We start from the raw sequence: 24368 nt of genomic DNA, 5'->3' as shown, positions 1-24368 counted from the left end.
GATGACTGCTAATGAATATGCCTTGACCCAACTGGCTGCTGAGCTGGGCACACAATTGCTTGCCGCCAAGGCCCAGGTGACCACCGCTGAATCCTGCACTGGCGGCGGCATTGCCGAGGCGATTACCCGGATTCCCGGCAGCTCGGCCTGGTTTGAAGCGGGTTATGTCACTTACTCAAACGTGCAAAAGACTAAACAGTTGAATGTTCCCGAGGCGCTGTTTGTCACGGTTGGCGCGGTTAGTCAGGAAGTGGTCGAGGCCATGGTGCGGGGGGCGCAGGCCAATAGTGGCGCGCGCTTTGCAGTGGCAGTCAGCGGTGTTGCCGGGCCGGATGGTGGTTCGCAGGAGAAGCCGGTAGGTACGGTTTGGTTGGCTTGGGGTGATGGTGCGCAGTTATTTAGTGTGCGCCGGCAGTTTGCCGGGGATCGCAGCGAAGTTCGCCGACAAACGGTCGAGGCCGCACTGGCTGGGCTGTTGCGCCTGCTTGCGCAAGAAAATCCAAACGCGGGGTAGGCGGGCGACTTGCCCTGTGGAATAATACTGTCTACTTATACAGTTGTTGGTGGCCGCTAGCTGGCCCTTCTTGATTACGTGAGGACTTAAATGGACGAGAATAAGAAGCGCGCCTTGGCGGCAGCCCTAGGCCAGATTGAAAAGCAATTCGGCAAGGGCGCGGTGATGCGCATGGGCGATCATGATCGTCAGGCGATCCCAGCCATCTCCACCGGCTCGCTGGGGCTGGACATCGCCCTGGGCATTGGCGGTCTGCCGAAAGGCCGTATCGTTGAAATCTACGGCCCTGAGTCCTCCGGTAAAACCACCCTGACCCTGTCGGTAATTGCCGAAGCGCAGAAGCTCGGTGCCACCTGTGCCTTCGTCGATGCCGAACACGCTCTCGACCCGGATTACGCCGGCAAGCTTGGTGTCAACGTCGATGACCTGCTGGTGTCGCAGCCGGATACCGGCGAGCAGGCCCTGGAAATTACCGACATGCTGGTGCGCTCCAATGCCATCGACGTGATCATTGTCGACTCGGTTGCTGCCCTGGTGCCGAAAGCGGAAATTGAAGGCGAGATGGGCGATATGCACGTCGGCCTGCAGGCCCGCCTGATGAGCCAGGCGCTGCGCAAGATTACCGGCAATATCAAGAACGCCAACTGTCTTGTGATCTTTATCAACCAGATCCGCATGAAGATCGGCGTGATGTTCGGCAGTCCGGAAACCACCACCGGTGGTAACGCGCTGAAGTTCTACGCCTCGGTACGTCTGGATATCCGCCGCACCGGCGCAGTGAAGGAAGGCGACGAAGTGGTGGGTAGCGAAACCCGCGTCAAGGTAGTGAAGAACAAGGTAGCGCCGCCGTTCCGTCAGGCTGAATTCCAGATTCTTTACGGTAAAGGCATCTACCGCAACGGTGAGATCATCGACCTCGGTGTGCAGCTCGGTCTGCTGGAGAAGTCCGGCGCCTGGTACAGCTACCAGGGCAACAAGATCGGTCAGGGTAAGGCCAACTCGGCCAAGTACCTGGAAGACAACCCGGAAGTGGCACGCACCGTCGAAGGGCTGATTCGCGAAAAACTGCTGGTAGTAAGCCCGACGGTCAAGGCCAACTCCACGGCCGATGACCTGGCTGACGCCGACGCCTGATCTGCCTGCCTATGTACATTGCTCTGGATAACCCCGTCGCTGTGCGGCGGGCGGCCATGGATTTGCTGGCACGGCGTGAGCATGGCCGCGTCGAGTTGACCCGCAAGCTACGCAGTCGCGGGGCGGCTGATGAGTTAATCGAAGCCGCTCTCGATCGCTTGGCTGAAGAAGGTTTGCTGTCTGAAACGCGTTATCTGGAGGCCTTTGTCAGCTACCGCGCGCGTGCCGGCTATGGTCCGTTGCGCATTCGTGAAGAGCTGACCCAGCGCGGCCTGGCCCGCAGCGATGTCGAGCAGGCCCTGCGCGACAGTGGTATTGACTGGCGTGAGCATCTGCAGGAAACCTGGCAACGCAAGTTTGCCGGTGAGCTGCCCCGTGATGCGCGCGAGCGTGCCCAGCAGGCGCGTTTTCTCAGTTATCGGGGTTATCCGCCTGAGCTAATCGGGCGCTTGCTACGCGGCGCGTTGGACGATTAAGCCGAAGCCCGCTGTTCGCCGACCAGCTTGCATCAACGCTCTCTGTTTCCCTCTTACCTACTCCTACACGCTGATGATGTCGCAGTACTGGAGGCAAATGCTTTCTGGACTGAAATGCGTGTGGTTTTTCTTGTCTTGCTTAGCTAGCTGAAGTGCGATTGCCGATAGCCCGCAGGCAGGCTATCGGCTGGGCGGCAGGTCAGGCGTTTTCTGCCCAGTTGTGCGGCTGATTGACCAAGTCGAGTAGTTCGCGCAAGCGGCCGTGGTTGCGGCCGTTAAAGGCGAAAGCCAAGCGCGTCATATGGCACAGCTCCGGTTCATCCTGCTCGGAGTCGCAGTGAGCTTGTTGCTGGAAGTCGCTGTGCGTGCACAGGTCGCGGAACTCATTGTTCAGCTGCTGCATGGCTGCCTCGTTCAGCGCATGGTTGAGGCGGATCACGTAGTGTTCCTTGAGCCAGCGACTTGAGTGGTAGTTGCGGTAGAACTGAGCGATTTCCTCGGCTGCTTCTTCAGCGCTGTGCACCAGGCGCATCAGGCGCATATCGCTGGGCAGGATATAGCCGTTGTCTTGCAGTTGTTCCTGCAGAAAGCTCAGGGCGCTGGTCCAGAAGGTGCCACCAGGCTGGTCGAGCAGCACTACGGGTACCAGTGGGCTTTTGCCGGTCTGGATCAGGGTCAGTACTTCCAGCGCTTCGTCCAGGGTGCCAAAACCACCTGGGCAGAGCACCAGGCCGTCGGCTTCCTTGACGAAGAACAGCTTGCGCAGAAAGAAGAAGTGAAATGACAGCAGGTTGTTGCTGCCTTGTACGGTGGCATTGGCACCCTGCTCGAAGGGCAGGGTGATATTGAACCCCAGGCTGTTTTCCAGGCCGGCTCCTTCGTGAGCAGCCGCCATGATGCCGCCACCGGCGCCGGTAATGACCATCAGGTTATGTTTGGCCAGGGTCGCGCCGAGGTCGCGAGCCAGGTGGTAAACCGGATGGTCGGGCGGGGTGCGTGCCGAGCCGAAGACGGTGACCTTGCGCCGCCGTTTGAACTGTTCCAGCGCACTGAAGGCATGCTCCATTTCGCGCAGGGTCTGCAGCATGATCTTCGCGTCCCAGCGGTTGCGGTCGGCCTGTGCCATGCGCACAACTGTGCCGAGCATGGCCTGGTAGAGCTTGGTATTGGGACTATCGGGTGGCGCGGCAAGGATGCCCAATTCTTCCACCCTGGTGGTCAGGTCGACGCCGCTGGTTTGAAAATGCCGAGACAGAAAATCGTCCGATTCATCGGGCATACAACTTCTCCTTCTGCTGACTGGCCGAGCAGGCTATTGCCGCGCCGGCCTTGTCCTGAGTATGGCTGCTGGCTGATGGATTGTGCGGCGCATGCCTATGCGTGACAACCGGCAGCCCATGCCAGGACTGCATCAGAGGGCGATTTGCTCGCCGGGTTCAGGGATGTTGGCGATCCAGTTCAGGCGTTCGCGCAAAGCCAGTTGCAGGGCCTGCATCTTCTCCAGCTCACCATGTACCAGGTACAGCTCGGGCTGGTGCTCGAAGTGGCTGACCCAGTCGAGCAGCTGTGATTGCCCGGCATGCGCGGAGAAGCCGCCGAGGGTATGTACCTTGGCTTTAACCGCGATGCGCTGGTGGAGGATTTTTACGTTTTCCGCACCATCCACCAGCGCGCGGCCGAGGGTACCCTTGGCCTGAAAGCCGGGGAAGATCAGATGGCAGTCGTCGCGCCAGAGGTTGTGCTTGAAGTGATGGACGATACGTCCGCCGGTACACATACCGCTGCCGGCGATGATGATTGCACCGCTCTTGATCCGGTTGATGGCCATCGACTCTTCCACGCTGGGTGTGCAGCGCAGGATGGGTAGCCAGTCTTCGATGCGCTTGACCTTTTTGGCCGCCAACGCCGCGCGATCCTCGGCGGCGAACTGGTCCTGAAAGCGTGAGTAGATGGCGTTGGCCCTTATGGCCATCGGACTGTCGAGAAACACCGCCTGTTGCGGCAAGCGGCCTTGCTGATAGAAGCGCCCGAGGTAGTAGATCAGGTCCTGGGTGCGGCCTACGGCGAAGGCAGGGATCAGCACGTTGCCGCCGTCGTGATGAGCCTGCTGCAGAATCTCCACCAGTTCCTCCAGGGTGTCCTCACTGCAGCGGTGGTCGCGGTCGCCGTAGGTCGACTCCAGCAACACCACATCGGCTTTGCTTAGCGTGCTGGGGTCTTGCATCAAGGGTGAACAGGTATTGCCCAGGTCGCCGGAGAACACCAGGCGGCGGGTCAGGTGATGGTCTTGCACTTCGAGTTCTACAATCGCCGAGCCGAGGATATGCCCGGCGTCGTGAAAGGTGACTTGCACGCCCTTGGCCACTTCGCGGCTTTCGCCATACAGCAGCGGCCGGCGTTGGCTCAGCGCCTGCTCGGCATCGGCGGTGGTGTACAGCGGGCTGATTGGCGCTTTGCCTATCCGTGCACGCCATTTGTTTTCCCACTCGGCGTCTTTCTCCTGAATAAACGCGGCGTCGAGCAGCATCAATTCCATCAGTTCACAGGTCGCATCGGTGGCAAATATTGGTCCGCGATAGCCGGCAGCTGTGAGTTTCGGTAGCAGGCCTGTGTGGTCGATGTGCGCGTGGGAAATCACCACGGCATCCAGACTTTGCGGGTCAAAGGCAAACGGTGCGCGGTTGCCGTCTTCCTCTTCGCGGCGGCCCTGGCGCATACCGCAGTCGAGCAGCACCCGTGCGCCGTCACGGCTTTCGATCAAGTAACAGGAGCCGGTGACTTGTTGAATTGCGCCGAGGAAGTTGAGCAGGGCCATGGCTAATCCTTGAACTCGTTGAGTGGGTGGCGTTTAAGGCTGTCCCATCAGGTAACCGGGGGTTTTGATACAGGTCAGCATCTGCCTGTATCTCGCGTTCTAAGCTGACTAAAACTATCGGAGCCGCGTATGACCCAGCTATTTCCCAGCGCCAGCGAGTTGGCCGAGCATGCCCGCCTTGAGCCTGCCTTTGCCGCCTGGCAGCGTGGTTATGGCCCTTTGCAGCATAGTCCGCAGACCTGCGCTGCGGTCTACCGTATGGCCCACCAGCTGGTGCAGGCGGGAGTGCAGACGGATCTGCCGAGTGTCTACCGCCACTTCCACGCGCTGGATCGGCTGACAGCTGCCGGGATGTGGCTGGTGGTGCATATGACCTATGCCCAGCGCGTGCGCCTCGATGGCGTGGCGTTGGTCGCAGAGGACTTCAAGGTCTCGCCCGAAGGGCACACCGGCGGCGCCCTGAATATGGTGCCGGCCTATGCCGGCTACCTGGCGCTGAATAACCTGAGCAGAGAAACCCGCGGTTGGTTGATGGGCCAGGGCCACTGCGTGGCGGCCATCGAGGCGCTCAACCTGCTGACAGCCAATCAGCATCCGGAGCAGGCCGAGCGTTACCCCTGTGACGAGGCGGGGATGAGCCAGCTGGTGGCGGACTTCTACAGCTATGTGCAGAACGCGGCCGGCCAGGTCAGCGCGCCGCTGGGCAGCCATGTTAATCCGCACACGGCTGGCGGGATTGCCGAGGGCGGATACCTAGGCTTTGCCGAGCTGCAGTACGCCCATCTGCCGTTACCTGGCGAGAAGCTGGTGGCGTTTCTCTCCGATGGCGCGGCCGAAGAGCAGCGCGGCAGTGACTGGATGCCGCGTTGGTGGCGCGCCGAGGACTGCGGCGTGGCGTTGCCGCTGATGATCGCCAACGGTCGGCGCATCGAGCAGCGTACCGAACTGGCGACGCCCGCCGGACTGGACAACTTCCGCGAGCACCTACGCCATTGTGGCTTTGATCCGGTGAGTTTCGATGGCCGCGACCCGGCTGCTTTTGTCTGCGCGCTGTGGGACATGGAGCAGCGCCTGGGTCGGCGCGTGCAGGAGTTGCACGGTGGCGTGTTGAACTATCCGCTGCCGATGCCCTATGGCATTGCTGAAACGCTCAAGGGCTTCGGCTTCTATGGCGCTGGCAGCAATGCGGCGCACAACCTGCCATTACCGGCCAATCCGCATACCGATAGCGGCGCCCGTGAACTGTTCAATCAGCATGCGGCGCAGCTCTGGGTTGCACCGGATGAGCTGCGCGCAGCCTGCACGCTGTTTGCGGCTAGAGGTTCCCGTGCGCTGGAGCGCGATAACCCGTTAGCGCTGCGTCACCCAGCGCTGCCGCAATTGCCCGCGTTGCAGTACCAGGACGGCGCGTGCTCGCCGATGCTGGCTCTGGACCGGTTCTTTGTTGATCTGGTGCAGGCTAATCCGCAGTTGCGTCCGCGTGTCGGTAACCCCGATGAGCTGGCCAGCAATCGTCTGGGCGGCGTGCTCAAGGCGCTCAAGCATCGGGTGACCGCGCCGGAGAGCGAGCTGGAAGCGCTGGATGGCGCCATTATCACTGCGCTCAATGAGGAGGCCGTGGTGTCAGCCTGCCTGGCCAACCAGGGTGGCCTGAATCTGGTGGCGAGCTACGAGGCCTTCTGCGTGAAGATGCTCGGCGCGGTGCGCCAACGGATCATCTTTGCCCGCCAGCAGAAAGAGTCCGGGCGACCGGCAGGCTGGCTTGGCTGGCCGCTGGTGGCTACATCGCACACCTGGGAAAACGGCAAGAATCAGCAATCGCACCAGGACACCACCTTCTGTGAGGCTTTGCTCGGTGAGATGAGCGACATGGTGCGGGTGGTGTTTCCAGTCGATCACAATTCGGTATTGGCGTTGTTGCCAGGTATCTACCAGGCGCGCGGCCAGATCGCTTGCATGGTGATTGCCAAACGCGAGCGGCCTTGTGTATTCACCCGCGAACAGGCCGAGCAACTGGCGCAGGATGGCGCCGTTGTGGTGGCTGAGCAGCAAGGCGAGCAGCCCTTGCTGCTGATCGCCACCGGCAGTTATCAGTTGGCAGAAATGCAGCGCGTGGCCGTTCGTCTGAGCGCGGCCGGATGTGCCTGGCGTCTGGTTTACTTGCAAGAGCCGGGGCGTTTTCGTGCGGCCCGCGATATCTGGGAACAGGCGGTGATTGTCGATGCCGAGCGGGTTGAACGGTTATTCCCGGCTGCCAGCATAAAGCGTGTGCTGCTGACCCATATGCGTCCGGAAGTCGCCCGTGGGCATCTGTGGCCGCTGCTCGGTGATGCTCGACACAGTCGGGTGCTGGGCTACCGTAATCGAGGTGGCACCCTGGATGAAGCCGGCATGCTGTTCGCCAATCAGGCGAGCTGGGCGCATGTACTGGAGGCCGCTGCCGAATTGCTGGAAAAACCGCTTGGCGATTTGCTCAGTGCCGAGGAGCAGGCTGCCGTGCAAGGGCGGGGAGAACCACGCTGTCTGCGTTAGCGCAGGCCAGTGGGTGCGGGAAAAGGAGGGGCAGGTATGCCTAAGTTGACCTTGGACCTTGATGTGGATTTGTACCGCCTGTTGCAGCAGGCCGCGCGCAATAACCAGATAAGCCTGGAAGAAGAGTGTTTGCAGCGGCTTGAAGGTGCGGCGAGGCGTTCGCGTTACATGCACGCGTTGCTCGCAGATCTGCGCGCCGATGATGAGCAACGGCGTGCGCAACAGGGTGGTGGTTGAGCCTTACAGGCCGCAATCGGCTTTGCTGAAACGCTCGGTGGTCACCGGGCGGTTGCTCTTGTATTCGCTGAATTCATAACGCAGCGCCGCGCCGCGTGCCAGCAACTGACGATAACCGGCATTGCGGCACACGCTGTTGGCCAGTTGTGCGCGGACCACGTCCGGGTTGCCGCGCATCTGCGCTGCATGCTCGCTGCGTACGCTGAGGTGGTTGACCAGCTCGCTGCCGTCAACGGTGTAGCCCTGATCGAGAATGTCTTCATTGATCGCCCGTGGCGTGCCCACGCTGCTTTCGCGCGCGACTTTTTCCAGGGTCTTGCTCAGTTCAAAGTCTTTCAGGGTGGCGGCATGGGCAAGCAGGGGCAGGCTCAAGGCCAGGGTCAGGCTGGTCAAACGCAGCATGGGGTTCTCCAAAGTCGAGTCGCACCTTCTGACCGGCAGTGCCGGGTAGAGGTTCAGTGCCGGTTATCTTACTCGCCTGCCGACACTTGCGCAGTTGCCACGGCAGGTGGAGCAAGACGCACGGTCGAATAAGCTGTAGCGGGCTTTGCTAGACTGCCGCGCTTGCTGACCCCTGGATGACTCATGCCGTTTCTTCTCTTCTGTCAGGTACTCGCCTGATGAGCCACGCCGTCGCTCGTTTGCGGGCTGCGCGGATTGCCCGCAGTGCCAAACCATTTCTTGCCCGTGGCAGTCGCTCGGTGCGTTGTGATGCTTGCCGTCTGGCGATGACTCACTGCTTGTGTGCCTGGCGCCCGCGTATTGCCGCAACGTCTGCGGTGTGTCTGCTGATGCACGATGTCGAGGCGCTCAAGCCGAGCAATACCGGCTGGCTGATTGCCGATGTGCTGGCCGATACCTCGGCGTTTGGCTGGTCACGGGTTGCCGTGGATGCCGAGTTGCCGGCGTTACTGCGCGATCCGCAGTGGCAACCTTATCTGGTGTTTCCGGGCGAATATGTCGCCGCGGAGCGGGTGGTCAGCGAAGTGCAGCCAGCGCCTGGCAAGCGGCCGTTGTTCGTGCTGCTGGATGCTACCTGGAGCGAGGCGCGCAAGATGTTTCGCAAAAGCCCCTACCTCGACAGCCTGCCGGTGCTCAGCCTGCAGGCCGAGCAGCTGTCACGCTACAAACTGCGCCGCTCCAAGCGCGACGATCATTTCTGCACCGCTGAAGTCGCCGCCCTGTGCCTGGAACTGGCCGGCGACCAGCGTGCTGCAGACGGTTTGAATGCCTATCTGGATGTCTTCAGTCAGCACTACCTGGCCGCCAAGGCGCCGCGTGCGGTGCCGTTGGATGATCCAATGCATGATCGTCTGCGCGAGTTTCTTTAGCAGGTCGTTGAAAAACTACCTGCGTTGCCGATACGGCGTTGAAAGCAGGCTCGGAATGCTCATTTACAGCTCGCAAACTCCGCTTCCTCGCCTGTTTGACCAGCCATCGGCTGTTACTTCGTAGCGCCTTGTCTCGGCTGCCTCGCCTACGTTTTTAAACGACCTGGTTTGGGGCCAATTTCTTTGGCCACAACTGCGCCAGCAGCATGCCGGCAAACATCAGTGCGCAGCCGAAGTAGCCGCGCAGTTCCAGCGATTCACCCAGTAGCCAGGCCCCGGCGATGGCGGCGAAAACCGCTTCCAGCGAGAGGATGATCGCAGCGTGGGAAGCGATGGCGTCTTTCTGCGCCACCACCTGCAGGGTAAAACCGACGGCCACACCGAAGATGCCGCCAAAGAGAATCGCCGGGCCGGCGGCGATGATCGATTGCAGCTGGATTTCCTCGAAGATCACCGCCAGCACCAGGCTGATCATCGCGCAGGTGATGAACTGCACCAGGGCCAGGCGCAGCGGGTCATGGCGGCCGGCAAAGAAACCTACCAGCAGCACATGCACACCCCAGACGAAGGCCCCGGCCAGTTGCAGCCAGTCACCAGAGGCCACGGTAAAGCCCTCGCCAACGCTGAGCAGGAACATGCCGACCACCGCCAGGCAGGCCCCCAACCAGATGCCCAGGCCGGTCTTATGGCCGATAAACAGCCCCAGCAGCGGCACGATGATCACGTACAGCCCGGTGATAAAGCCGGAGTTGGTGACGCTGGTAAACAGCAGGCCAACTTGCTGCAGGTTGATCCCCAGGGCCAGCGCCAGGCCCATCAGCACACCGCCACGCAGCAGTTGGCTGTTCAGTGGCGCGACCGCGGCGCTGCTGCTGCGACCTTCCAGTAGACGCAGCACGGGTAGCAGAATCAGCGCCGCCAAGGCAAAGCGCAGGCCGCTGTAGAGGAATGGGCCGATGGAATCCATGCCCAGGCGCTGGGCGACAAACGAGGAGCCCCAGATCATCGCGGTCAGCAGCATTAACAGGTCGGCGCGCAGGGCGTGGCTTCGCATTTCAGGCTCTCGTCGGCAAAGTTGCGAACTGTGCCGCAAAGCGTCGTGCTTGACCACCCCGTCAGTGCTGGGCATGCTTGGTCGCTTTTCTGCGTTTTCAGGTCTGGTTGCCTGCAACCCTGCGACCTGTGCGCACTGTTCACCGTGCCCTGGACAGTACCCCTGGCGGGTATCCACATAACAAAAACAGGATTCACCATGGCCGCTTTTGAAATCCTTATTGCTGATGATCACCCCTTGTTTCGCAGTGCCTTGCAACAGGCGCTGACACTGGGGCTAGGGCCGGATGTACGGCTGGTTGAAGCGGCCAGTATTGCTGAGCTGGAAGCCTGCCTGGCGCAGAAGACCGATTGGGATCTGGTGCTGCTTGACCTCAATATGCCCGGTGCCTATGGCTTCTCTGGCCTGGTGCTGCTGCGCGGGCAATACCCGCATATTCCGGTGGTGATGATCTCCGCTCAGGAAGAGCCGTCCATCATCGCGCGCTCGCGGGAGTTCGGTGCCAGCGGCTTTATCCCCAAATCCAGCCCATTGGAAACCATTCAGCAGGCCGTGCGTCTGGTGCTTGATGGCGAAGTCTGGTGGCCGCAGCAGACTCAGGAGGCGATTGCCCTGTCGGCTGAGGCCAAGGCCGCCAGTGCCGGCCTGGCCAGCCTGACGCCGCAGCAATTCCGTGTGCTGACCATGGTCTGTGACGGCTTGCTGAACAAGCAGATTGCCTATGAGCTGAGCGTCTCCGAGGCCACGGTAAAGGCCCATGTCACGGCGATTTTCCGCAAGCTCGGGGTTCGTACTCGCACACAGGCGGCGTTGCTGTTGCAGCAGCTGGAATCGATTCCATCTGACTGAAGTGCTTTTCTCCCGGGCTTGGCGTAGCCTGCCGGGCTTTCTCGAGATGGTTGTGATGATGTCGCCATTCAAAGGCCAGACCGGCCTTAAACGTGTTCTCAATGCCACCGGTTATTCCCTGGCCGGCCTGCGCGCCGCCTTTACCGGTGAAGCCGCCTTTCGACAGCTGCTGCTGATCAACCTGATTCTGGTGCCTTTGGCGTTCTATCTGGATGTCAGCCGCGTCGAGCGCGCCTTGATGGTTGCGGTGTGTCTGCTGGCGCTGATCGTCGAACTGCTCAACTCGGCGGTGGAGGCGGCCATTGACCGCATCTCGCTGGAGCTGCACCCGCTGTCAAAGAATGCCAAGGACATGGGCAGCGCCGCCCAGTTCACCGCTCTCAGCCTGATTGCCCTGGTGTGGGCGATTATCCTGCTTGGCTAACTCCGCCGTCCTCAGGCGATAGTAGGCAGCACAATCTGATCGCTGCGCGTCACGCCGGCGGTCAGTGCGCGGCACAGTTCGATAAATTCACGCATGGCGGCGGTCTGGTACTTCTGTTTGTGCCAGATAAAGTAGAACTGCCGGCGTAGATCCAGCTCGGGAGTTTCCACCGCCACCAGGCTGCCGCGGCGAAACGCATCGCGCAATGCCAGGCGGGAAATACAGCCAATCCCCAGGCCTGATTCCACGGCACGTTTGATCGCCTCGGTGTGTTCCAGCTCCAGGCGGATATTCAGGCTGCTGGGGTGATGGCGCATGGCCTGGTCGAAGGTCAAACGCGTGCCGGAGCCTTGTTCACGCAGAATCCAGGCCTCGCGGGTAAGCTCTTCCAAGCCCGCCTCACCACGCTGCGCCAGGGCATGCTGCGGCGCGCAGAACACCACCAGCTCATCTTCAACCCACGGCTGCACCTCGATATCCGGGTGCTGGCAGTCACCTTCGATCATGCCCATATCCAGCTCGTAATGGGCGATCTGCTGTACCACGTAGGCGGTGTTGTGTACCTGCAGCTTGACCCGGCATTCCGGGTGGCGCTGCATAAAACTGCCGATCAGCAGGGTCGCCAGGTAGTTGCCGACTGTCAGGGTGGCGCCGACATTCAGCGAGCCATAGCCACTCTTGCCGCCCAGTAGGCGCTCGATTTCCTTCGCCTGGTCGAGCAGCGCCACCGCTTGCGGCAACAGCTGCAGGCCGAGAGCGTTAAGGCACAGGCGTTTACCGGCGCGGTCGAACAGCTGGCAGTCGGACTGCCGCTCCAGTTCGCTGAGCGAAGTACTGGTGGCCGATTGCGACAGGGCCAGGGAATCGGCCGCGCGCGACACGCTTTCATGCTGGGCCACGGCGACGAAGACTTGCAGCTGTCTGAGAGTAAATCGCATATCTATATAACCGATAACCTATATCTTGATAATCAAGTTAACAGATATTCTGCCGCTCATTACAATGCCGTGCAATTGCGCACAGGCGCGCAGGCATCATCTATTCTTCGGAGCCCCCGGCACATGAGCAACCTTAACTCCGAGCGCATTCTCAGCGTTCATCACTGGAACGACACGCTGTTCAGCTTCAAGTGCACCCGTGATCCAGGTTTGCGCTTCGAGAATGGCCAGTTTGTGATGATCGGCTTGCAGCAGGATAACGGCCGCCCACTGATGCGTGCCTACTCAATCGCCAGCCCGAACTGGGAAGAGCATCTGGAGTTCTTCAGCATCAAGGTGCCGGATGGTCCGCTGACCTCGCAGCTGCAGCACCTCAAGGAAGGCGACGAGGTGATCATCAGCAAGAAGCCCACCGGCACCCTGGTGCTCGATGACCTCAAACCCGGCAAGCATCTGTACCTGCTCAGCACCGGCACTGGCCTGGCGCCGTTTATGAGCGTGATTCAGGACCCGGAAACCTACGAGCGCTTTGAGAAGGTGATTCTGGTTCACGGCGTGCGTTATGTGAACGAAGTGGCCTACCGCGAATTCATCACCGAGCACCTGCCGCAGAACGAGTTCTTTGGCGATGCGCTGAAGGACAAACTGATCTACTACCCGACAGTGACCCGCGAGCCGTTCGAGAATCAGGGGCGCCTGACTGACCTGATGCGCAGCGGCAAGTTGTTCCAGGACATCGGCCTGCCGCCGATCAATCCGCAGGACGACCGTGCAATGATCTGCGGTAGCCCGAGCATGCTTGATGAAACCAGCGAGGTGCTCAACGAGTTCGGCCTGCAGGTCTCGCCGCGCATGCGCGAGCCGGGTGATTACCTGATCGAGCGCGCCTTCGTCGAGAAGTAAGCCTGCCGTCATTAAAAGCCCGCCAATTGGCGGGCTTTTTTTGCGCGCCTATTTCAGCTCAAGGGCGCTGTGCGCACGGTTACCGCCTTTCTGCTTGGCCCGATACATGGCGTTGTCAGCGTGTTGCAGCAGTTGCTGTTCATCCTGGGCGTGTTGCGGATACAGGGCGATGCCAATGCTCGGCAGAATGGTCTGGCTGCGTCCGCACAGCTCAAAGGGTTGATTAAGGCTCTGACGTATTTTCTCCGCCACCACGTTGGCGTGATCGGCTGAGTGGAAGTCTTCCAGCAGTACGACGAATTCATCTCCGGCAAAGCGCGCCACGGTATCGACCTCACGTAGACACAGCTGGATACGCTGTGCGACGCCTTGCAGCAACTGATCGCCAGCAGCATGGCCGAGGCTGTCGTTGACCTGCTTGAACTTGTCCAGATCGAGAAACAGCAGCGCTACTTGCGACTGCTCGCGGCGCGCGCGGGCCAGGGCCGTATGCAAACGGTCGCGCAGCAGTGCGCGGTTGGGCAGTTGGGTGAGCTGGTCGTACTGCGCCATAAACTGCAGATGGCTGAGCATCTGCTGGCGCTCGATGGCTGTGGCCACCTGGGTCGAGACAAATTGCAGCAGTTCCTGATCACGTTCGCTGTAGCGCGTAGAAGCACTGCTCTGCACCAGCAGTGCGCCGATAATTCCACGGTGTGAGCGCAGCGGAACGCCGAGCCAGCTGTGTGAAACATCGGTCAGTGTCTGACAGGCGTTGGGCAGCAGCAGGGTGTTGCCGCTGCGAATTACCTGGGCGCTCAGCGTGGCAGCATTCAGCGGCGTATCGGCGGCCGTTGCTGGCGGTTGTTCGGCAGGGTAGGGGAAGCTCAGCTCGTCGTTCTGTTCATCGTACAGCGCCACGGAAAAACTGATGGTTGGCAGCAGTTCGCCAACGATCTGGTGCACCTGCTGAAACAGCCCGAGCAGGTCCTTGGCCGAATGGGCCGCTTCGGATATGCCGTACAGCGCGGTCTGCAGGGCTTCGCTGCGCTTACGTTCGGTGATGTCATGGGCGACAGCGATGCGTACCTGATCGTCTTCTGACCAGCGTGCAGACCAGAGGATGTAGACGGTGCTGCCATCCTTGCGCAGGTAACGGTTCTCGAAGTTCGGTTTATGCGCGCCGGCCATTATTTCCTTGGCGGCCTGCAGGGTTTTTGCGCGGTCTTCGGGATGCACCATATCGATCATCACCTGGCCGATCATCTCGTCTGCGCTGTAGCCGAAAATCCGCTGGCAGGCGGCGCTGACAAAAACGAAGCGACCGCGTCTGTCGACCACGCAGATGGCGTCGAGCAGCAGATCGACAAGGTTTTCAGTCGGCATGTAGGTGCTGGCTTTCATGCGCTCACATTATGTCGATAGGTGATTGACGGTTTGTCGGGTCGGTTACTGGCCAATTGGCAGTATGACCCTTGTGTTCACCATACCCGCAAGGCGGCGAACAGTGAACGCCTGTTTGCCGCCTGCGGGTTTTGCCAAGTGCTGATGCGATTGTCTCTGCGCCTGGCATCTGCTCAGTGTAGATGCCCAGTGTCGGTCGGGCGCTCCGCAGGCTATTGCACGTGGCTGAAGCGCTGCCCGGAGAAGGCCGGATGGTAGATCGGCTGCACCTTGTTACCGGCGGGGTCGAGCAAGTGGAAGCTATGCGCGCCGTCGCCATGGGCAAAGGGGCGGTCGAGCAGGGTCACGCCTTGTGCCTTGAAGTAGGCGTACCAGGCGTGCAGCTCGTCAATGCTATCGACGATAAAACCGTAGTGATCCACCGCCTGCTCGCCGTTGCTGGGCACAGAAGCGCGACCCAGGGACAGATTGTCGTTACCGCAGGTCAGGTAGACCAGGTCTGGATTGGCGCGGTGCAGCACCTGCATGCCGAGAATATCCACGTAGAAGCGTTCGCAGGCTTCTAAGTCAGGGACCAGCAGGGCGATATGGCGCAAGCCATTGAGGCGACCGGGACGTTGGAGCATGGCGAGGATCCTATTTTGTATACATTTGCATGGTAAATATAAGACAAAATGACTGCTCAGCCTATGTGTGCGTATGTGGGGCGCTAACTTGGTTCGCCGGCGGGCACGACTTCCAGTACGCAGATGCTGCCAGGCTGCGGGTAGTGCCAATGCACATCGACATCCCAGAAGCACGCGCCATAGCGGCGCTCCGGGCTGGGTTGCTGGTAGGCCGGGCGCGGGTCCTGGGCCAGGCATTGCTCAATCAACTCGACCAGCGGTTCATTCAGGCGTTGCCCGTGTTGGTTTGCCTGGATCAGCGCGCTGTCCTGCCAGCTGACGTCGATCAACGCCGGCGCGCTGTCGGCGATGCGGTTGTAGGCCCCGGCGACGCTGTCGGCATAGGGTACGTAGGGCTTGATGTCCAGCACCGGGGTGTCGTCGAGTAGGTCGATGCCTGACAGCCACAGTTTGCCGGGCTCAACCTTGTCCAGCTTGACCACCGATTGGCCGATGCCATTGGGTCGGTGGGTGGCGCGGGTGCTGAATACACCGACCGACTGATTGCCACCCAGGCGCGGCGGGCGCACCTTGAGGCGCGGCTTGTCTTCCAGCGCCTGGTGAAACAGAAACAGCAGCCAGACATGGCTGACCTGCTCCAGCCCCTGCACGGCATCGCCGTTATCGAACGGGGCAACCAGCTCCAGTACGCCACGGGCCGCTGGGGCCAGTTGCGGCTGACGGGGAATGGCGAACTTCTCCTTGAAGCAGGAGCGGACAAAGCCGATGGGAGAAACCGAGTAGGACATGGCGACATGATCGAGTGAAAACGCCGCCATAGTACCTGACTAGAGGTGAAAACCGCCGTCGATCGGGATGATCGCGCCGGTCATATAGGCCCCGGCGGTGCTCGCCAGACTGATGGCCAGGGCGGCCATTTCTTCCTCGCGGCCCCAGCGCTGCATCGGGATCAGCGCGCAGTCCTCGGCCATGGCTGCCTCATCCTGGGCAATAAACTGGGTCATCTTGCTCGGGAAGCGCCCTGGGGCGATCACGTTGACGTTGATATGTTGGCCAACAAGTTCGCGGGCAAGCATGCGCGACAGCTGATGCAGCGCCGCTTTACTCGGGCCATAGGCATAGGCGTCTTCACCATGCGAGGTGATGCCGGCGACCGAGCCGATATTGATCACCCGCGCCGGATTCGCCGCACTGCCGGCCTTGCGCAGCAGCGGCAGCAATTGCTGGATGCAGCTGAACACCGAGGTCACATTGAGCTGCATGACCTTCTCCCAGCCCTTGGCCGGGTAGCTTTCCAGTGGTGCACCCCAGGTGGTGCCGGCGTTGTTCACCAGAATATCCAGGCTGACAATCTGCCCGGTCAGCTGTTCGGCCAGTACTTGCACACCTTCTTCGCTGGCCAGGTTGGCGGCAATTCCGTGGCAGGTGCCGAAGGCTGACAGCTCGGCCGCAGTTTGCGCGCAGGCTTCGCCATCACGGGCGCAAACGTAGACCGTGGCGCCAGCTTCGACAAAGGCTTTGGCGATCATCTTGCCGATACCGCGGGTGCCGCCGGTAACCAGGGCGGTGCGGCCTTGCAGGGAGAAGTAAGGGTGCATGGCGAATCCTTTTAACGGATGAGTGCCACTACCCTAATCATCTGGCTGCGCCATGGCAGTCATCATTGCCCGTGGAAATACGCTGCCATGCGGGCAGGCATGGCAGCGCGGCGCTGGGGGTTAGCTGCGTACGCGCAGGGTCAGGCCCTTGAGGAAGTTACGCAGGAATTGATCGCCGCAGGTGCGGTAGTTGCTGTGGCCGAACTTGCGAAACAACGCACTCATCTCCGGTTTGGACACCGGGCAATCGACGCTCTGCATGATGGCGTGCATATCGTCTTCCTTCAGTTCGAAGGCCACACGCAGTTTCTTCAGCACTATGTTGTTGGTGATCGGCAGCTCGAACGGCTGAGCCGGGCGGCTGTCGTCCTTGCCGCGTTTGAAGTACACCAGGCCGTCGAGAAAATGCGCCATCAGCTCATCGTCACAGGGCATGAAGCCTTCTTCGTCGTCCTTCTTGAGCATGGCTGCGAGGTCGTCGAGGGCGACCTGTTTGCCGCTGAGTTGGATGATTTCGGCCAGCTGCGTATCAGTCACGTCGAGGCTGTAGCGCAGGCTGCGCAGTACGTCGTTGTTAAGCATTGATAGATCCTGAAGAGGGCGGATGCCTGAGAGCAGCCGCTGAAAAAATAGTTAGAAGCGTTCTTTGCCTGCTAGATAGCGCCACTGGCCCGCAGGGACCTTGGCCATCGGCACGCCACCGATGCGGATGCGCTTCATGCCCAGCACCTTGAGGTCGACGCTGTTGCACATAAACACGATCTGCCCGGGCAGCGGGTTCTTCAGGGCGAAGCGCAGGCGGGTTTCGTTCTGCCAGCTGACCTTGCAGGGTGGCAATGCCACGCCGTTGAAGGTCAGGCCGTGCGCCAGGCGTTTGAGTTGGCTGGCGCTCAAGGTGCCGACGACTTCGACCACATATTCCTGCTCCAGTTTGCTCAGGTCTTCCTTGAGCTTGCGCTCAATGCGCCAGTCCTGGGTCAGTACATGCAGGCCGTCGGCGCCGGCTTGCAGCGGTGCACAGCTGACCAGGCGGGCGAAATGGCTTTTCAGCGGGCGGATGCCAGCAGCGTCATCGGTCCAGTGGCTGGCTGCGCCGATGCCTTCCACTGCGCGTTCCGGGTTATGCCCATTGGGCACATTCAGGAGCAACGTGACCGGCTCGATCGGCGCCAGGACGGCATTGGGCTGCAGCTCCACGCACTGTTCGGCGACTTTGAACTGGGGCTCTTCTACGACCACACCATCCACCGTGACCCAGCCGCCCTCGATATAGAGTTCGGCCTCGCGGCGCGAACAGCCAATCACTTCGATCAGGCGTTTGGACAGGCGAATGGGATCGGTCATAAAAACGGTCATCGGCAAAAAAAGGGCCGCCATTGTAACCGGACAGGCCCTCTGTGCACGGAACATTGGGCGAACGGCGGCGGTAAAAGCTGTTATCAGCAGCGACGCGCAGAAGGCGGTTAGGTGAGTCTTTTTCTTCGGCAATAAAAAACCGCTCCGAAGAGCGGTTTTTCTTACCTTGAGTGCTTAGCCGCCCAGGTAGGCGTCGCGCACCTTCGGATCGTTCAGCAGGTCGTGGCCGCTGCCTTGCATGACGATCCGACCGTTCTCCAGTACATAACCGCGGTCAGCCAGCTTGAGTGCCTGGTTGGCGTTCTGCTCGACCAGGAACACCGTTACACCGTCCTTGCGCAGTTGTTCGATGATGTCGAAGATCTGCTGGATGATGATCGGCGCCAGGCCCAGCGACGGCTCGTCGAGCAGCAGTAGCTTGGGTTTGCTCATCAGCGCACGGCCGATGGCAAGCATCTGCTGCTCACCGCCGGACATGGTGCCGGCGCGCTGGGCAAAGCGTTCCTTCAGGCGCGGGAACAGGTGCAGGACCTTGTCCAGCTGCTCCTGATTGTCAGCCTTGCTGCCGAAGAAACCGCCCATCACCAGGTTTTCTTCTACGGTCAGACGGGAGAACACCCGGCGACCTTCCGGCACCACGGCAATGCTCTTGCGCATGATGCTCGGGGTGTCCTGGCCGATCAGCTCTTCACCCTGGTAGCGGATGCTGCCGCTGCTCGCCTGGGGCGAACCGCAGAGGGTCATCAGCAGCGTCGACTTGCCGGCACCGTTGGCACCGATCAGGGTGACGATCTCACCCTGACGGACTTCGACGTTGACGTCATGCAGCGCCTGGATCTTGCCGTAGAAGGTGGAAACGTTCTCGAAATACAGCATCACGCTTCCCCCAGGTAGGCTTTGATCACGTCCGGGTTGGCGCGGATCTGCTCCGGCGTGCCGTCCGCCAGGGGCGTGCCCTGGTTGATCACATAGATATGGTCGGAAATGCTCATGACCAGCTTCATGTCGTGCTCAATCAGCAGCACGGTGACATTGTGCTGGTCGCTGAGCACGCGGATCAGTGCCTTGAGGTCATCGGTTTCGCGCGGGTTGAGGCCGGCGGCTGGCTCGTCGAGCATCAGGATACTCGGGCGGGTCATCATGCAGCGGGCGATTTCCAGGCGGCGTTGCTGACCGTATGCCAAGGTGCCGGCCGTGCGGTTGGCAAACTCGGTCAGGTTGACCTGATCCAGCCAGTGCGCGGCGAACTCCATGGCTTCGCGTTCGCTCTTGCGAAACGCCGGAGTCTTCAGCAGGCCCGCTAGGTAGTTGGTGTTGAGGTGGCGGTGCTGAGCGACTAGCAGGTTTTCCACCGCCGTCATGTCCTTGAACAGGCGCACGTTCTGGAACGTGCGCACCACGCCTTTGCGTGCAATCTTGTGGCCAGGCAGGCCTTCGATCTGCTCGCCATTGAGGCGGATACTGCCGCTGGTAGGCTGATAGAAGCCAGTTAGGCAGTTGAACACGGTGGTCTTGCCGGCACCGTTCGGGCCGATCATCGATACAACCTGTTTTTCTTTGACCTGCAGGTTCACCCCGTTGACGGCCAGCAGGCCGCCGAAGCGCATGGACAGGCCGCTTACTTCCAGGATCGGGCGGCTCATTGCTTCAGCTCCAGGTGCGGACGTTGCATGGGCAGCAGGCCCTGCGGACGCCAGATCATCATCAATACCATCAGGGCGCCGAACATCAGCATGCGGTATTCGTTGAATTCACGTGCCAGCTCGGGCAGCAGGATCATCACGATGGCCGCGAGGATGATGCCGAGCTGCGAGCCCATGCCGCCCAAGACGACGATGGCGAGGATGATCGCCGACTCGATAAAGGTGAACGACTGCGGGCTGACCAGGCCTTGGCGCGCGGCAAAGAAGCTTCCGGCGAACCCGGCGAAGCAGGCACCAATGGTGAAGGCCGAGAGCTTGATCGCAGTGGGGTTCATACCCAGTGCGCGGCAGGCGATTTCGTCTTCGCGCAGGGCTTCCCATGCACGGCCGATCGGCATGCGCAGCAGGCGGTTGATCACGAACAGGGTCAACAACACCAGCAGCAGGGCGATCAGGTAGAGGAAGATCACCTTGTTGATCGAGTTGTAAGCCACCCCGAAGTACTCGTGGAAGGTCTGCATGCCTTCGGCGGCCTTACGGTCGAACGACAGGCCGAACAGCGTTGGCTTGGGGATCGAACCAATGCCGTTGGGGCCACCGGTCAGCCAGGTCATGTTGTTCAGCAGGATGCGGATGATCTCGCCAAAACCCAGGGTGACGATGGCCAGGTAGTCGCCGCGCAGGCGCAGCACCGGGAAGCCCAGAATAAAGCCGAAGAATGCCGCCATCAGGCCGGCAATCGGCAGGCAGATCCAGAAGCTCAGGCCGAAGTAGAACGACAGCAGCGCGTAGCTGTAGGCGCCTACGGCGTAGAAGGCGACGTAGCCGAGGTCGAGCAGACCCGCCAGACCGACCACGATGTTCAGGCCAAGGCCGAGCATCACGTAGATCAGTATCAGCGTGGCGATATCCACCGCGCCGCGCGAACCGAAGAACGGCCAGGCCAGAGCCACTACGATCAGGCCGAGCACAATCCAGCGCTGGGTCGAGGGCAGGGTGAGGAACTCGCTGGCTTTGCCCGGCATGCTCGGCAGCTTGGGCGCGTGGCTCCAGGCGGCGCTCAGGTGGTTGCGGAACAGTTGCCAGAAGAACATGGCAATCGAGCAGCCGAAGATGGTCCACAGTACGGCTGGGCTGGCGCCTTGTACTTCGAGCTTGATGCCGACGGTGGAGAGCTTCAGGCCGATAACCGGATAGGCCACGGCCAACACCAGTAGGGCACTGAAGATCGCGGTTCTGAGATTCTTGGTAATGGAGGTACTCATACTTTTTCAACCTCCGGACGGCCGAGAATACCGGTTGGACGGAACAGCAGCACCAATACGAGCAGGCTGAACGCCACCACGTCCTTGTACTGGTCGCCGAAGATATCGGCGCCAAAGGCTTCGGCCACCCCCAGCAGCAGGCCACCGAGTACCGCTCCGGGAATGCTGCCGATACCGCCGAGTACCGCAGCGGTGAAGGCCTTGATGCCGGCGAGGAAGCCCAGGTGCGGGTTGATCACGCCGTATTGCATGCCCAGCAGCACGGCGGCCACCGCGGCCAGCGCGGCACCGATGACGAAGGTCAGGGCGATGATGTTGTTGGTGTTGATGCCCAGCAGGTTGGCCATCTTCAGGTCTTCAGCACAGGCGCGGCAGGCGCGGCCCAGGCGTGAACGGGAGATAAACAGCGTCAGCCCGACCATGACAAAGAAGGTGACGACGAAAATCAGTACCTGCATATAGGAAATCACCACGCCATTCATGGCGCTCTCGCCGAAGACGAAGTTGCCCGGTAGCAGGTTGGGGATCGATTTGTCCTTGGAGTCCTGCGCCAGAAGCACCTGGTTCTGCAGGAAGATCGACATGCCGATGGCGGAAATCAGCGGAATCAGACGGTTGCCGCCGCGCAGAGGGCGGTAGGCGACCCGTTCGATGCTGTAGCCATAGGCGCTGGCGACAATGATGCTGGCGGCGAAGGCCGCAATCATCACGATGGGTAAACTGTCCAGGCCATACATGGCCAGGCCGGCGACCACAATGAAGGCTACGTACGAGCCAATCATGTAAACCTCGCCATGGGCGAAGTTGATCATGCCGATAATGCCGTAAACCATGGTGTAGCCGATGGCGATCAAGGCATAGGTGCTGCCAACGGTCAGACCGTTAACCAGCTGTTGCAGGTAGTGATAAAGATCAGGCATTGCCTAACTCCTGGGTTGTCACGCAAGGCAGCGCTTTTGGCGCAGCATGCAACCGGAATTCTTCTAATAAACAAAACCCACTGCCGGAGCAGTGGGTTTTGGGTTCAGGCTAAGAGCTTACTTGGCTTCGGACTTGGTGCCGTCCTGGTGCCATTCGTAGACGACGAAGCTGAAGTCTTTCAGATCGCCCTTCTCGTCGAAGGCCAGGGTGCCAGTTGGGGTGTCGAAGCTGTTGGCGCGCAGGGCTGCGGCCACTTTAGCGGTGTCGGTATCGCCAGCCTTGGTGATGCCTTCGGCGATCACTTGTACTGCGGCGTAAGCCGGGAACACGAATGGGCCGCTGGAGTCTTCATTTTTGGCTTTGAACGCATCAACCAGCGCCTGGTTGCGTGGGTCCTGGTCGAACGACTTCGGCAGGGTAACCAGCAGGCCTTCGGAAGCTGGGCCGGCGATGGCCGAGATTTCCTTGTTGCCTACGCCTTCTGGGCCCATGAACTTGGCGCTCAGACCTTTTTCAGCCGACTGACGCAGCAGCAGGCCCAGTTCTGGGTGGTAGCCACCGTAGTAGATGAAGTCCACGCCGGCTTGCTTGAGCTTGGCGATCATTGCGGAGAAGTCCTTGTCGCCGGCGTTGATGCCTTCGAACAGAACAACCTTGGTGCCTTTGCTTTCCAGGGTCTGCTTGACCGCGGTGGCAATGCCTTCACCGTACTGCTGTTTGTCGTGGATTACTGCAACGGCTTTTGGCTTGATGTGGTCAGCGATGAAGTTGCCAGCGGTTGGGCCTTGCAGGCTGTCCAGGCCGATGGTGCGGAACACCAGCTCATAGCCGCGCGAGGTAATGTCCGGGCTGGTGGACGCGGCGGTGACCATCAGGATGCCTTCGTCTTCGTAGATGTCGGACGCTGGCTGAGTGGAGCTGGAGCAGAGGTGGCCAACCACGAATTTAACTTCGTCGTTGACGATCTTGTTGGCTACGGCAACGGCTTGCTTCGGATCGCAGGCGTCGTCATAGACCACGCCTTCGAGCATTGCGCCGTTCACCCCGCCGGCCTTGTTGATCTGCTCGATGGCCATCTTGGCACCGATGAACTGCATTTCACCGTATTGCGCGACGGCGCCGGTGACTGGGCCTGCCAGGCCAATTTTGATGGTGTCAGCCGCTACCGAGTAGCTGGCAACGCCAGCCATGGCCATGGCGGCAAACAGTTTGGAAATCTGCTTAGTAGCCTTGTTCATAGTGCTCCACTCTTATTGGTTTTGATTGTTGTAGTTCTGGCGGCCAAAGCTGCAGAACCGGGTTGTTTCCCCGGTCATCCCCCCGGCAACTGTACCGGTGCAGTGTAGAGCGCGGCTTTGCGGCTTGAAAAGCGGCTTGCTGGGGGCAAAACCCTGGGGTGTCGCTTTAACGTAATAAACGTATAGAAAAACGGCGTGTCTTGATCGCCGTTGGCAACGTCGCGAACAGCGTTGCGAATTTGCCAGCGGGCAGGTCGACGTTATCATGGCGGCCGATTAAAAAAGCGCTCACCAATGACAGGGCAATCCATGACAGAACAACCTAGCACCCTCTATGCCAAGCTGCTTGGTGAAACTGCAGCTATTACCTGGCAGGAGCTGCAACCTTTCTTCGCCCGTGGCGCCTTGCTGCTGGTCGACGGCACTCAGGATCTGATCGAAGTGGCGCAGGCTGTGGCGCAGAACGACCAGGAAAAAGTCGCCGCCTGGCTGGCTGCCGGGATCTTGAGCAAGGCTGACGACAGTCGCGCCGAAGACCTGCTAAACCGTGATCCAGAGCTGTGGGCGGTGGTTGTAGCACCCTGGGTGTTGGCTCAGGAACGCACTCCGCGCACGCCGCTGCACTGATCTGGCGCGTGCACCTCGGTCATCTTGAGCAACTATGCTGGCAGCACCATGGACTGATTGCAGGAGCTGCCAGCATGTTTGAACCCGGACATTTGCATCGCGCCAATACCTTGGCCTCCGCCGAGACGCCGCTGTTTAGCGTCGACCTTCATTACGAAGTCCGCCAGGACCCGGCCGAAGGCCCGATGTTGCATATGCGCATGCACGGCCAGGTGAACGGCAAGGCGTTTGAAGAGGTCTTCGAACTGCACCGCGATACTGCCTACAACTTCGCCAGTGTGGCCACGCGGCTGGCACACAAGCATGGCCTACCGACCAACAGCAGCCTGATCATGCGCAGCCACGCCGAGTACGACCTGATGTTCGAAGACATTCGCGCCAAGCTTGGTGCGCACAGCGGCGAACCGGTCAATCTCGATCATCTGGAGAAAGACGGTCTGTAAGGGGTTGTACGGGCGTTGACTGGCGGGACAGGTTCTGGCGCCGCTGGGTTAAGATGGCGAC

27 protein-coding genes are annotated in these 24368 nt (G+C 60.5%); 11 read left to right on the top strand and 16 right to left on the bottom strand.

Annotated features, from left to right (window positions below; translation table 11 throughout):
- Position 1 precedes the first annotated feature (1 nt).
- The 3 genes from ACIN8IBEIGE_RS16840 (at position 2) to recX (ending at position 2124) form a co-directional block, all read left to right on the top strand.
- Complete coding sequence (locus ACIN8IBEIGE_RS16840) at positions 2-514, top strand: CinA family protein (RefSeq protein ID WP_160015668.1); 513 nt, start codon at positions 2-4, stop codon at positions 512-514.
- 90 nt (positions 515-604) lie between these two features.
- The gene (gene recA, locus ACIN8IBEIGE_RS16835) at positions 605-1648 is read left to right on the top strand and encodes a recombinase RecA (RefSeq protein ID WP_160015667.1); all 1044 of its coding nucleotides are present in this window, start codon (positions 605-607) and stop codon (positions 1646-1648) included.
- 11 nt (positions 1649-1659) lie between these two features.
- The gene (gene recX / locus ACIN8IBEIGE_RS16830) at positions 1660-2124 is read left to right on the top strand and encodes a recombination regulator RecX (protein ID WP_160015666.1); all 465 of its coding nucleotides are present in this window, start codon (positions 1660-1662) and stop codon (positions 2122-2124) included.
- 199 nt (positions 2125-2323) lie between these two features.
- Here the strand turns inward: recX and ACIN8IBEIGE_RS16825 are convergent, their stop codons facing one another.
- Together ACIN8IBEIGE_RS16825 and ACIN8IBEIGE_RS16820 are read right to left on the bottom strand one after the other, a co-directional pair.
- The gene (locus ACIN8IBEIGE_RS16825) at positions 2324-3403 is read right to left on the bottom strand and encodes an LOG family protein (protein WP_160015665.1); all 1080 of its coding nucleotides are present in this window, start codon (positions 3401-3403) and stop codon (positions 2324-2326) included.
- 132 nt (positions 3404-3535) lie between these two features.
- Positions 3536-4939, bottom strand: coding sequence for an MBL fold metallo-hydrolase RNA specificity domain-containing protein (locus ACIN8IBEIGE_RS16820; RefSeq protein WP_160015664.1), 1404 nt, complete (start codon positions 4937-4939; stop codon positions 3536-3538).
- A gap of 129 nt (positions 4940-5068) precedes the next feature.
- Between ACIN8IBEIGE_RS16820 and ACIN8IBEIGE_RS16815 the strand changes: the two genes are divergently transcribed.
- The gene (locus ACIN8IBEIGE_RS16815) at positions 5069-7471 is read left to right on the top strand and encodes a xylulose 5-phosphate 3-epimerase (RefSeq protein WP_160015663.1); all 2403 of its coding nucleotides are present in this window, start codon (positions 5069-5071) and stop codon (positions 7469-7471) included.
- A gap of 36 nt (positions 7472-7507) precedes the next feature.
- Positions 7508-7708 (top strand): hypothetical protein, encoded by a 201-nt coding sequence (locus tag ACIN8IBEIGE_RS16810; RefSeq protein ID WP_160015662.1) that lies wholly within the window; start codon positions 7508-7510, stop codon positions 7706-7708.
- Positions 7709-7711: 3 nt separating this feature from the next.
- Here the strand turns inward: ACIN8IBEIGE_RS16810 and ACIN8IBEIGE_RS16805 are convergent, their stop codons facing one another.
- Positions 7712-8110 (bottom strand): quorum-sensing-regulated virulence factor family protein, encoded by a 399-nt coding sequence (locus ACIN8IBEIGE_RS16805; RefSeq protein WP_160015661.1) that lies wholly within the window; start codon positions 8108-8110, stop codon positions 7712-7714.
- A 218-nt stretch (positions 8111-8328) separates the two neighbouring features.
- Between ACIN8IBEIGE_RS16805 and ACIN8IBEIGE_RS16800 the strand changes: the two genes are divergently transcribed.
- Entirely contained in the window at positions 8329-9039 is a 711-nt protein-coding gene (locus ACIN8IBEIGE_RS16800) for a tRNA-uridine aminocarboxypropyltransferase (RefSeq protein ID WP_160015660.1), read from the top strand.
- A gap of 154 nt (positions 9040-9193) precedes the next feature.
- Here the strand turns inward: ACIN8IBEIGE_RS16800 and ACIN8IBEIGE_RS16795 are convergent, their stop codons facing one another.
- Positions 9194-10093 (bottom strand): DMT family transporter, encoded by a 900-nt coding sequence (locus tag ACIN8IBEIGE_RS16795; RefSeq protein ID WP_160015659.1) that lies wholly within the window; start codon positions 10091-10093, stop codon positions 9194-9196.
- A gap of 198 nt (positions 10094-10291) precedes the next feature.
- Between ACIN8IBEIGE_RS16795 and erdR the strand changes: the two genes are divergently transcribed.
- Positions 10292-10942 (top strand): response regulator transcription factor ErdR, encoded by a 651-nt coding sequence (gene erdR / locus ACIN8IBEIGE_RS16790; RefSeq protein ID WP_160015658.1) that lies wholly within the window; start codon positions 10292-10294, stop codon positions 10940-10942.
- 52 nt (positions 10943-10994) lie between these two features.
- Complete coding sequence (locus tag ACIN8IBEIGE_RS16785; protein ID WP_178124372.1) at positions 10995-11366, top strand: diacylglycerol kinase; 372 nt, start codon at positions 10995-10997, stop codon at positions 11364-11366.
- Between the two features lie 11 nt (positions 11367-11377).
- Here the strand turns inward: ACIN8IBEIGE_RS16785 and ACIN8IBEIGE_RS16780 are convergent, their stop codons facing one another.
- A complete protein-coding gene (locus ACIN8IBEIGE_RS16780; RefSeq protein WP_160015657.1) occupies positions 11378-12304 on the bottom strand; it encodes a LysR family transcriptional regulator in 927 nt (308 codons plus the stop codon).
- 123 nt (positions 12305-12427) lie between these two features.
- Between ACIN8IBEIGE_RS16780 and fpr the strand changes: the two genes are divergently transcribed.
- Positions 12428-13207 (top strand): ferredoxin-NADP reductase, encoded by a 780-nt coding sequence (gene fpr, locus ACIN8IBEIGE_RS16775; protein WP_160015656.1) that lies wholly within the window; start codon positions 12428-12430, stop codon positions 13205-13207.
- Between the two features lie 48 nt (positions 13208-13255).
- Here the strand turns inward: fpr and ACIN8IBEIGE_RS16770 are convergent, their stop codons facing one another.
- The 11 genes from ACIN8IBEIGE_RS16770 to ACIN8IBEIGE_RS16720 all read right to left on the bottom strand — a co-directional run bounded on the left by ACIN8IBEIGE_RS16770 (position 13256) and on the right by ACIN8IBEIGE_RS16720 (position 23237).
- On the bottom strand, positions 13256-14590 hold the full coding sequence (locus ACIN8IBEIGE_RS16770) for a GGDEF domain-containing protein (protein WP_160015655.1): 1335 nt from the start codon (positions 14588-14590) through the stop codon (positions 13256-13258).
- Positions 14591-14802: 212 nt separating this feature from the next.
- On the bottom strand, positions 14803-15216 hold the full coding sequence (locus ACIN8IBEIGE_RS16765) for a VOC family protein (RefSeq protein ID WP_160015654.1): 414 nt from the start codon (positions 15214-15216) through the stop codon (positions 14803-14805).
- A gap of 83 nt (positions 15217-15299) precedes the next feature.
- Positions 15300-16004, bottom strand: coding sequence for a tRNA (N6-threonylcarbamoyladenosine(37)-N6)-methyltransferase TrmO (gene tsaA, locus ACIN8IBEIGE_RS16760; RefSeq protein ID WP_160015653.1), 705 nt, complete (start codon positions 16002-16004; stop codon positions 15300-15302).
- Positions 16005-16043: 39 nt separating this feature from the next.
- Positions 16044-16814 (bottom strand): SDR family oxidoreductase, encoded by a 771-nt coding sequence (locus ACIN8IBEIGE_RS16755; RefSeq protein ID WP_160015652.1) that lies wholly within the window; start codon positions 16812-16814, stop codon positions 16044-16046.
- A gap of 120 nt (positions 16815-16934) precedes the next feature.
- Positions 16935-17396 carry a DUF1456 family protein gene (locus ACIN8IBEIGE_RS16750; protein WP_160015651.1) on the bottom strand — a complete coding sequence of 154 codons (462 nt, stop codon included), beginning with the start codon at positions 17394-17396 and terminating at the stop codon, positions 16935-16937.
- Positions 17397-17447: 51 nt separating this feature from the next.
- A complete protein-coding gene (locus tag ACIN8IBEIGE_RS16745) occupies positions 17448-18158 on the bottom strand; it encodes an rRNA pseudouridine synthase (protein ID WP_160015650.1) in 711 nt (236 codons plus the stop codon).
- Between the two features lie 186 nt (positions 18159-18344).
- On the bottom strand, positions 18345-19046 hold the full coding sequence (locus tag ACIN8IBEIGE_RS16740; protein ID WP_090375237.1) for an ABC transporter ATP-binding protein: 702 nt from the start codon (positions 19044-19046) through the stop codon (positions 18345-18347).
- Entirely contained in the window at positions 19046-19813 is a 768-nt protein-coding gene (gene livG / locus ACIN8IBEIGE_RS16735) for a high-affinity branched-chain amino acid ABC transporter ATP-binding protein LivG (RefSeq protein WP_160015649.1), read from the bottom strand. Before livG ends, ACIN8IBEIGE_RS16740 begins: the two co-directional genes overlap by 1 nt.
- The gene (locus ACIN8IBEIGE_RS16730) at positions 19810-21078 is read right to left on the bottom strand and encodes a high-affinity branched-chain amino acid ABC transporter permease LivM (RefSeq protein ID WP_372239994.1); all 1269 of its coding nucleotides are present in this window, start codon (positions 21076-21078) and stop codon (positions 19810-19812) included. The genes livG and ACIN8IBEIGE_RS16730 overlap by 4 nt, the downstream gene beginning before the upstream one ends.
- The gene (livH, locus tag ACIN8IBEIGE_RS16725; protein ID WP_090375233.1) at positions 21075-21998 is read right to left on the bottom strand and encodes a high-affinity branched-chain amino acid ABC transporter permease LivH; all 924 of its coding nucleotides are present in this window, start codon (positions 21996-21998) and stop codon (positions 21075-21077) included. The genes ACIN8IBEIGE_RS16730 and livH overlap by 4 nt, the downstream gene beginning before the upstream one ends.
- A 117-nt stretch (positions 21999-22115) precedes the next feature.
- Entirely contained in the window at positions 22116-23237 is a 1122-nt protein-coding gene (locus ACIN8IBEIGE_RS16720; protein WP_160015648.1) for a branched-chain amino acid ABC transporter substrate-binding protein, read from the bottom strand.
- Between the two features lie 309 nt (positions 23238-23546).
- Between ACIN8IBEIGE_RS16720 and ACIN8IBEIGE_RS16715 the strand changes: the two genes are divergently transcribed.
- Positions 23547-23864, top strand: coding sequence for a DUF2288 domain-containing protein (locus ACIN8IBEIGE_RS16715; protein WP_160015647.1), 318 nt, complete (start codon positions 23547-23549; stop codon positions 23862-23864).
- A 74-nt stretch (positions 23865-23938) separates the two neighbouring features.
- Positions 23939-24307 (top strand): DUF5064 family protein, encoded by a 369-nt coding sequence (locus tag ACIN8IBEIGE_RS16710; RefSeq protein WP_160015646.1) that lies wholly within the window; start codon positions 23939-23941, stop codon positions 24305-24307.
- The last annotated feature ends 61 nt before the right edge of the window (positions 24308-24368 follow it).

It is taken from the genome of Pseudomonas sp. 8BK (assembly GCF_902506475.1).
Taxonomy (GTDB): domain Bacteria; phylum Pseudomonadota; class Gammaproteobacteria; order Pseudomonadales; family Pseudomonadaceae; genus Aquipseudomonas; species Aquipseudomonas anguilliseptica.
Note: the sequence above shows the minus strand (reverse complement) of the source record. Positions and strands in the feature narration are given on the sequence as shown.